This window comes from Hymenobacter agri, from assembly GCF_054778495.1.
Map to the genome: position 1 here is coordinate 1 of NZ_BAAGZM010000150.1, position 8,121 is coordinate 8,121.

Below are 8,121 nucleotides of genomic sequence, written 5' to 3' on the forward strand. Positions count from 1 at the left end.
GTGCTGAACAGCGGCCGGCTGTCGGCCCCGTTCGACCGGCCGTTTTACCGGGCCAGCAGCCAGCGCGTGCACCTCGACACCGACGCCCACCTGCTGCGCTTCAGCGACATGCTGTTGCGGCCGCGCTACTCGCCCGTGGGCATGAACCTGCACAAAGGCTACCAGGCCCCGGCCGTCACCATCAAAGTGAAGTCGCTGACGCTGGCCGGGCTCGATTTTGCGGGCTTGGTGAAGCACGGCGACTTCCGCATGGCGCGCGCCACCGCACAAAGCCCGTGGGTGCTCATCGCCTCCGACGGGCGAGGCCCCATCAATCCCAACCGCTCCAAAATCTCGCCCGAGGAGATGCGCAACCTGCCGGTCATCGTCGATGTGCCGCGCCTCGACCTCGTGAACGGCAACCTCTACACCACCTACCGCAGCCCGCTCACGCCCCTCACCGGCCGCCTGCGCATCACGCGCTTCAACGGCACGTTCTTCAACCTGAGCAACGACCGCCGCAAGCAGACGCCCGCGCACCCGCTTACCGGCCGCGCCACCACCTATTTGCAGGACCAGTGCCGCCTCGATGCCCAGCTTTCGGCCTACGTGCTCGACCCGCGGGGCCGCCACCGCCTCTGGGGCACGTTTGGCCCGGGTCGGTTCGACATTCTCAATGCCATGACGGTGCCCACCAAGCTGGTGCAGTTTAAGAGCGGGCAGGTGCAGCGCATCCGCTTCGATATGCAGGTGGACCGCCGCGGCACCACCGGCAGCATGACCACCGAGTACACCGGCCTGCAGCTGCAATTACTCGGCTACAAGGACGAGGAAGTGAAGAAAACCTTCTTCAAGCGCATCATCTCCAAAGCCGCCAACGTGCTGGTGATTCGCGGCCAGAACCCGCGCAAGCGCGGCAAGCTGGTGAGCGGTGAGATGAAAACCACCCGCGAGCCGCGCTTCTCGGTATTCGCCCTCTGGCGGCAGGGCGTGGTAAGCGGCCTGTTCAACAACGTGGGTGTGCCGCAGAAAATCGCCCAGAAGCTGAGCGAGCAGCAGGACAAGGCGCCACTGCCGCGGTAGGTATTGGGTGTTAAAACGCAAAGAAAGAACGTCATGCTGAGCGGAGGCGCAGCATAACGTTCTTTTTTCCTGTTCAGCGCTGCTCCGTTAACCCTAAAATTTCACCTTCGCAATGGTGAACACCGACACCGGCGGCGTTTGCATGGCTTGCAGCGCGTTCAGGTTGGAATAGAGTACATAGCCGTCGGAATTGGCGCGGCGGGCCAGGGTGGTGGGGTACTGCGGCGGCGTGTTGAAGGTACCCGACACGGTGGCCGACGTCCAGCCGTTGGTGGTGGCGAGGCGGTACACTTTCGCCTGCGAGTTGCACACCACTTGCAGCGTGTTGTTGTCGGCGAGGCGCAGGCCGTCGGCGGCCATCAGGTTCTGGCTGCCCACGTCGACGGTGGAGATGGTGGCCGGCGTGGCCAGCGGTATTTTGAACAGCGTACCCGTGTTCGACTTGGCCACCAGCAGGTAGCCGTCGGGGTGGTACACGATGCCGTTGAGGCCGAAGGCGCCGGCCGGGGCGGCAAACTGCGCGTTCTCGGCAAACACGCTCACCACGCCGCCGGGCGTGACGCGGTAAATGATGGGCGCGAAGCTGTCGGTCACATAGGCGTTGCCGTCCTTGTCCACGGCGATGTCGTTGGCGAAGTGGGCGGGGTAGCTGGCTGCCGTGCCCACGGTGCCCAGCTCGAGCACGGTGGGCGTGGTTTGGGGGCTGCTGCGGTTGAAGACCACTAGCCGGGCCAGCTTGCCTTTGGTGGTGGCGGCATTGGTGCGGGCGGGGTTGTAGCCGGGGTCCGACACGGCCACCAGCAGGCGGTCGCGGCCGCCGTCGGTATCGAGGTTCATCCCGATGCTGGAGACCAGGGCCGCGTTGTCGGTGAATACCGCGTAGGTGCCGTCGTCCTTCACCTGGCCCACGGCGCCGGTGGTTTGCGAGCTCACCAGAAAGCGGCTGCCGGCGGCGTCGTACTGCACACCTTCGGGGTAGAGGTTGGCCTGGGTGAAGGCCACCGTGTCGGGGGCGGCGGCAGCGGGCGTGGCGGGGGTTTCGTCTTTGTCGCAGCTGGCCACCAGCACCAGCAGGGCCAGCGGCAGGGCGCGGCGGGTTGGCTTATTCAGGCGGAAAAGGGGGGCAATAGGCATCAGCGCAAGGGGTAAAAGGTGAAAGCAGCTGGCCAACAGTACGCCCCGGCTACGGCCGTGGTTATGCCCATGCCCGCCGGCTTGGTGGATTTTACCGGTGGGCGCGTGCGAATTATCGGCCCCGCCCCAACCCCGTGCCGTACCTTTGCACCCGAATACCCCGCGACTCCATGATTAGCATTTCCGACCTCGACTTCCACTTTGGCTCCCGCACGCTGTACGACGGCGCCAGCCTGCACATCAAGCCCAAAGACAAAATCGGCCTCATTGGCCTGAATGGCACCGGCAAATCGACCTTGCTGCGCCTGCTGGTGGGCGAGTATCGGGCCGACGGCGGCTCCATCTCGATGAGCAAGGAGGTAACCCTGGGCTTCCTCAACCAGGATTTGCTGAGCTACGACACGCACGAAAGCATTCTGCACGTGGCCATGCAGGCCTTCGAGGAGGCGCTGGACCTGCAGAAGAAGATTGACGCGGTGCTGGAAGAGTTCGAGACGAACTATTCCGACGACCTCGTGGAGAAGCTGGCCGCCATGCAGGAGCGGTTTGAGGCGCTGGGCGGCTACACCATGCAGGCCAAGGCCGAGGAAATTCTGGAAGGCCTGGGCTTCACCACCGAAGAGTTGCAGCGCCCGCTCAAATCCTTCTCGGGGGGCTGGCGCATGCGCGTGATGCTGGCCAAGATTCTGCTGCAACAGCCCTCGCTGCTGCTGCTCGACGAACCGACCAACCACCTGGACTTGCCATCCATTAAGTGGATTGAGAATTACCTGTCGGGCTACGAAGGCGCCGTCATCATCGTGAGCCACGACCGCGCCTTCCTCGACCAGACCACCAACACCACCGTGGAGGTGACCGGCGGCAAGCTGGTGCCCTACGCCGGCAACTACAGCTACTACCTCGAAGAAAAAGAGGAGCGCAACCTCATCCAGAAAGGCGCCTACGAGAACCAGCAGGCCCAGATTCGGCAGGCCGAGCGGTTCATCGAGCGCTTCAAGGCCAAGGCCAGCAAGGCCAAGCAGGCCCAGAGCCGCGTGAAGGCGCTCGACAAGCTGGAGCGCATTGAGGACGTGGCCCAGGATGCGGCCAAAATCAACATGAAGTTCACCTTCAAGACGGAGCCCGGCCGCCACATTCTCCGCATGGAGCACGTGACGAAGAAATACGACCAGAAGCTGATTTTCCGCGACACCCACGTGCACATCGAGCGCGGCGACAAAATTGCCCTGATTGGGGCCAACGGCAAAGGCAAATCGACGCTCATGCGCCTGGTGGCCGGCACCGAGGCGCCCACCGCCGGCAAGCACCAGCTGGGCCACAACGTGATTATGTCGTTCTACGCCCAGCACCAGCTCGAAAGCCTGAACGTGGACAACGAGATTTTGCAGGAGATGAGCGAGGCCGGCTCGAAGCGCAACGACATGGAGCTGCGCTCGGTGCTGGGCTCGTTCCTGTTCACGGGCGACGAGGTGTTCAAGAAAATCAAGGTACTGAGCGGGGGCGAGAAAAGCCGCGTGGCCCTGGCCAAAACCCTGATTTCGGAAGCCAACTTCCTGCTACTCGACGAACCGACCAACCACCTGGACATGGTGTCGGTGAACATCCTCATCCAGGCCCTGGAGCAGTACGAGGGCACATTCATCGTCATCAGCCACGACCGCTACTTCGTGGAGAACGTGGCCACCAAAATCTGGTACATCGAGGATTTCCAGCTCAAGGAATACCCTGGCACCTACGTGGAGTGGGAGCAGTGGATGGACGACCGCGAAAAAGCCGCCAAGAAGGCTGGCCTGCCCTCGCCCTCGGCCAATAAGCCGCAGCCCAAAGAGGAGAAAAAAGCTGACGCTGCGCCGGCCAAAACCTCGTCGCCCGACCAGAAAAAAGCCCTGAAAGAGCTGGCCGAAGTCGAAGCCAAAATCGACGTGCTCGAGAAAGAGCTGGCCGGCTACGAGAAGCAGCTCGCCGACCCCAAAATCTACGACAACGCCGCGCAGCTGAAAGACGCGACGATGAAGTTCGAGCAGGTGAAAAAGGAGCTGGCCCGCCTGAACGACCGGTGGGAAATGCTGGCCGAAGTGTAATTCCGGCCCGCCGCCCAAAAGCGAAAGCCTCTCCCGCAGCACAGTGCTGTGGGAGAGGCTTTCGCTTTTGGGGAAGTATAGGGCGCTGGGCCGCTTATGAGTGGCCGCTGCCCCTACTTCAGGTTGGCAACACCTTTGAAAAACTGGATGCCGCCGAAAATGATGGCGCCCCAGAAAATGAAGCCGATGTGAGCCAGCGTCAGGGCCGTGCCGCCCACGCACCACAGCGCGCCGTGGAGCATGTCTTTTTTGGCCTGCGCATTTCTGGCCTGCTTAATCTGGCCTTGCAGGTTGCTGACCACGATGCCGGCGCTTTCGGCGTCGAGGCCTTTCTCCTGCAACAGCTGCTCGACTTCGGCCCCGCTTTTTCGGCCGTGCACGAGCTGCTGGGCGGCGTAGTCGTACACCTGGTCAACGGTGGCCTGCGTATCGGTTGTAGAAACTTCCATATTGGTTGGTTTGAGGGTAGATTAAAACCAGCGACGCTGGCACAATACGCCAGCAATATAGTGCTAATCACCATGCATACAACCAGGTAGCCCGCTGGCGCAACAATGCGCCAGCGCAACATTCTCAGGTACTACTTCAGCACCACGCCCCGCGCCTTGAGCACGGTTTGCTTCTCTAGTTCCATCAATTTCTCTAGTTCCATCAATTCCTCCACGTAGCTGCCGTATTCGGCAATGGCTTGGTTGTTTTCGATGCGGTAGTAGGGCGGCGGAAAATACGTTGCCACCCAGGCCGGGTCGGCCCCGGTGATGTCGGTAATGACCGGCTCGCGGAATTTCAGCCGGTGCGGCTTAAGAATGGAAGCCCCCGGCTGGGAAGCGAAGCGCGCCGCCGGGAAAGGAGCGGCCCAGCGGTTGGTGGTGGTTTTATAGAGCGCGAAGTATTGGTATTTCTGGTGAATGAGTTCCTGGCAGTATTCGCTCACAAACAGCAGCACGGTTTGGTGCTTGCTGAATTTCGGTAGGCCGTAATGGTCGTAAGCCGTGAACTCCACGGTATCAGCGGGCAGCCGTCCGGACACGTTACTGAGCACTTTGTAGCGGGCCCGGAATTTGGAATCCATCGAAATATAGTCGCAGTAATAAATTTCCTTGGCGTAATCGACACTGATTTTCTGGCCGATGAAGGCGTAGTGCCGGGGCACGGTGTCGCGGCAGGGCACGTACGTCACGCAGGGCTCGGGCTCCAGCACGATGTCGATGGCGGGCTGCTTCACTAAATCGGCCACCCGATACGCTTGCCGAATGGCGTGGTGACATTCGAAAACAAGCGAATCGGTGGGCCGCGCCCAGATGCTGAATTTCCGGTTTTGTCTGGCATTCACCGACAGCAGGGTGTCGGTGAATAGCCGTTGGTAGGCCTCGATATCGAAATGGGTGCTCAGCGGCTGGCGCTGGAATTTGCGCACCGTGTCGTTCACCGACACCCGTACCCAGAAGTTGGGCTTACCCGTCACCCGGGCCGTGCCGGTGATGCGAACCCGCTGGGCTAGCCCGGGCAGCGCGAGCAAGACCAGTAATGGCAGAAACCAAAAACGAAGCATAGGAGCAGAAAGAAGGCTGAGTGCCCGATGGAAGAAGTCGGGCAAGTTACGTCGGCGGCCCGGGCAGCGACTTGTACCTTAGCAGCAACGGCTTTTCGCCGGAACATCCGCGCCGCATTCCTGCCCCATGCTCACCTTCAACTTCACCTCCAGCCCCACCCTGCACACCGAGCGCCTGACACTGCGCCAACTCACCGCCGCCGACGCGCCGGCCCTGTTCGTGCTGCGCGCCGACCCGCTGGTGATGCAGTACATCCCGCGCCCGCTGCACACGTCGGTGGCCGATACCGAAGCCTTCATCGAGGCGGTGAATGAGGGCATGGCGCGCCAGGACCTGCTGAACTGGGGCGTGGCCCTGCGCGCGTCGGATGAAGTTATCGGCACCATCGGCTTCTACCGCCTGCAGCCCGAAAACCACCGGGCCGAGATTGGCTACCTGCTGCACCCGGCCCACCAGGGCCAGGGCCTGATGCAGGAAGCCGTGGCGGCCGCCCTGGCCTACGGTTTCGACGTGCTGCGCCTGCACTCGGTGGAAGGGGTCATCGACCCGCAGAACGAGGCTTCGGCGCGGGTGCTGCGTCGGGCGGGCTTCGTGCAGGAAGGCCTGTTTCGGGAAAGCGGGTACTGGGATGGTAAGTTTATCGACTCGGAATATTACGCGCTGCTGTGCCCGGCCCGCCGGGCCGAGCTGGCCACCGGCCGGGCCTGAAGTTGCCGCACCGCGCGTGGCCGGCGTACCTTTCGGGCCATGCGTTTTCTTCCCTTCGCCTCCTCCCTCCTGCTGCTGGCCACGGCCTGCGTGCCACTGGGCACGCCCATCACCAGCACCACGCCAGCCGCGCCCGGCACTCAGCGCCCACCCGAATACTACGCCGACAAAACCCTGCGCTACCAGGATTACGTGTACTCGCCCGATGTGCGCAGCGTGCAATGCTACGTGGCCACCGGCCAGCCCAACGAGGTGTTTCAGCCCCCGGTGGTGCCGCTGGGGCAGAGCCCGGCCCTCACGCTCGACTTCGACGTGCTCGGCGACCAGAGCCAGCGCCTCACCGCCAAACTCATTCACTGCGACGTGGACTGGCAACCTTCGGTGCTGACGGACATGCAGTTTCTGACGGAAATCAACGAGTTCACCATCACCGACTACCGCATTGGCACCGGCACCAAAGCGCCTTATTTCCATTACCGGCTACGCGCGCCCAACGTGCGCCTGAGCGGCAACTACCTCTGGGTGGTGCAAACGCAGGCGGGCGTGCCACTGCTTTCGCGCCGCCTGCTGGTGTATGAGAACCGCGTGAATGTGAGCCTCAAGCCCGGCATCGTGATTGGTGGCCAGGAGCGGTTCACGCTGCAGCAGCTCGACTTTGCGGTAAGCTACGGCAGCGTGGAGCTGGTGAACCCGGCCGTGGAAGTGAAAACCGTGCTGCGCCAGAACTTCCGCTGGGACAATGCCCGCTACAACCTGCGCCCCACCTTCGTGCGCGACGCCGAGCGCCGCCTCGAATACCAGTATTTCAACTTCGAAAATGCCTTCCCCGGCCTCAGCGAGTACCGCTTTTTCGATACCCGCTCGATACAAAGCGTGGGCATTGGGGTGCTGCACATCGACCCGCGCGCTGCGCCCGTGAGCACGGCCCTGCTGCAGCCCGAGGTATCGCGCAATGGCACGGCCTACAACCAGTACGTCGATGCCAACGGCCAGCGCGTGTTCGAGAGCCGCGAGTACGGCAACGGCGCCACCAATGCCGACTACGTCGACGTCACCTTCCAGCTGAAGGCCGCGCAGCCCGCGCCCGGCCCGGTGTACGTGTTCGGCGCGCTCAGCGACTGGCAACTGAAGGAGGAGTTTCGCCTGGCCTACGACGAGGCCAAGCAGCTTTATACCGGCCACGCACTGCTGAAACAGGGCTACTACAACTACGACTTTGCCGTGGCCGGCGCCCGCGGCACCGCTCCCAACGAAACCTACTTCGAGGGCTCGCACTACGAAACCGAAAACCAGTACGACCTGCTGGTGTACTACCGCCCGCCCGGCACCCGCGCCGACCTGCTCATTGGCTATCAGCAAGTCGATATGAACTCGCGGCAGTAGAGTATCACAAAAAAAGCTGTCATCCTGAGCGGCGCTCAGGATGACAGCTTTTTTTTCTCTTGTTACGCTAATCTACTTTTCGCTAAGCTGCACGCTGGTTTTCAGCGAAATTCCTTCGGCGCCGTAGCCACCGCCGTAGCCGCCCCGGCCGCCGCGCATGCCGCCACCGTAGCCACCGCGCATGCCCCCGCCGTAGCCGC

7 protein-coding genes are annotated in these 8,121 nt (G+C 62.4%); 4 read left to right on the top strand and 3 right to left on the bottom strand.

The genetic code is table 11. From position 1 onward, the window contains the following. The coding region (locus ACYVDE_RS09700) for a hypothetical protein (RefSeq protein ID WP_460501298.1) at window positions 1-1,062 on the top strand (1,062 nt) is incomplete at its 5' end. Between the two features lie 93 nt (window positions 1,063-1,155). Here the strand turns inward: ACYVDE_RS09700 and ACYVDE_RS09705 are convergent. Continuing rightward, entirely contained in the window at window positions 1,156-2,196 is a 1,041-nt protein-coding gene (locus ACYVDE_RS09705) for a gluconolaconase (protein WP_460501299.1), read from the bottom strand. Between the two features lie 170 nt (window positions 2,197-2,366). On the opposite strand from ACYVDE_RS09705, the gene ACYVDE_RS09710 reads away from it, so the two are divergent. After that, a complete protein-coding gene (locus tag ACYVDE_RS09710) occupies window positions 2,367-4,277 on the top strand; it encodes an ABC-F family ATP-binding cassette domain-containing protein (RefSeq protein ID WP_460501300.1) in 1,911 nt (636 codons plus the stop codon). Window positions 4,278-4,390: 113 nt separating this feature from the next. On the opposite strand, the gene ACYVDE_RS09715 is transcribed toward ACYVDE_RS09710, so the two are convergent. Next, window positions 4,391-4,726 carry a hypothetical protein gene (locus tag ACYVDE_RS09715; protein WP_460501301.1) on the bottom strand — a complete coding sequence of 112 codons (336 nt, stop codon included), beginning with the start codon at window positions 4,724-4,726 and terminating at the stop codon, window positions 4,391-4,393. Between the two features lie 131 nt (window positions 4,727-4,857). Next, on the bottom strand, window positions 4,858-5,796 hold the full coding sequence (locus tag ACYVDE_RS09720) for a hypothetical protein (RefSeq protein WP_460501302.1): 939 nt from the start codon (window positions 5,794-5,796) through the stop codon (window positions 4,858-4,860). 160 nt (window positions 5,797-5,956) lie between these two features. Between ACYVDE_RS09720 and ACYVDE_RS09725 the strand changes: the two genes are divergently transcribed. Together ACYVDE_RS09725 and ACYVDE_RS09730 are read left to right on the top strand one after the other, a co-directional pair. Continuing rightward, complete coding sequence (locus tag ACYVDE_RS09725) at window positions 5,957-6,538, top strand: GNAT family N-acetyltransferase (protein ID WP_460501304.1); 582 nt, start codon at window positions 5,957-5,959, stop codon at window positions 6,536-6,538. A gap of 39 nt (window positions 6,539-6,577) precedes the next feature. Further along, complete coding sequence (locus ACYVDE_RS09730) at window positions 6,578-7,921, top strand: DUF5103 domain-containing protein (RefSeq protein ID WP_460501305.1); 1,344 nt, start codon at window positions 6,578-6,580, stop codon at window positions 7,919-7,921. The last annotated feature ends 200 nt before the right edge of the window (window positions 7,922-8,121 follow it).

Bases quoted from the DNA above. Each gene is read 5' to 3' on its own strand.
- ACYVDE_RS09705 (WP_460501299.1), bottom strand. From the start codon at position 2,196: ATGCCTATTGCCCCCCTTTTCCGCCTGAATAAGCCAACCCGCCGCGCC.
- ACYVDE_RS09710 (WP_460501300.1), top strand. From the start codon at position 2,367: ATGATTAGCATTTCCGACCTCGACTTCCACTTTGGCTCCCGCACGCTG.
- ACYVDE_RS09715 (WP_460501301.1), bottom strand. From the start codon at position 4,726: ATGGAAGTTTCTACAACCGATACGCAGGCCACCGTTGACCAGGTGTAC.
- ACYVDE_RS09725 (WP_460501304.1), top strand. From the start codon at position 5,957: ATGCTCACCTTCAACTTCACCTCCAGCCCCACCCTGCACACCGAGCGC.
- ACYVDE_RS09730 (WP_460501305.1), top strand. From the start codon at position 6,578: ATGCGTTTTCTTCCCTTCGCCTCCTCCCTCCTGCTGCTGGCCACGGCC.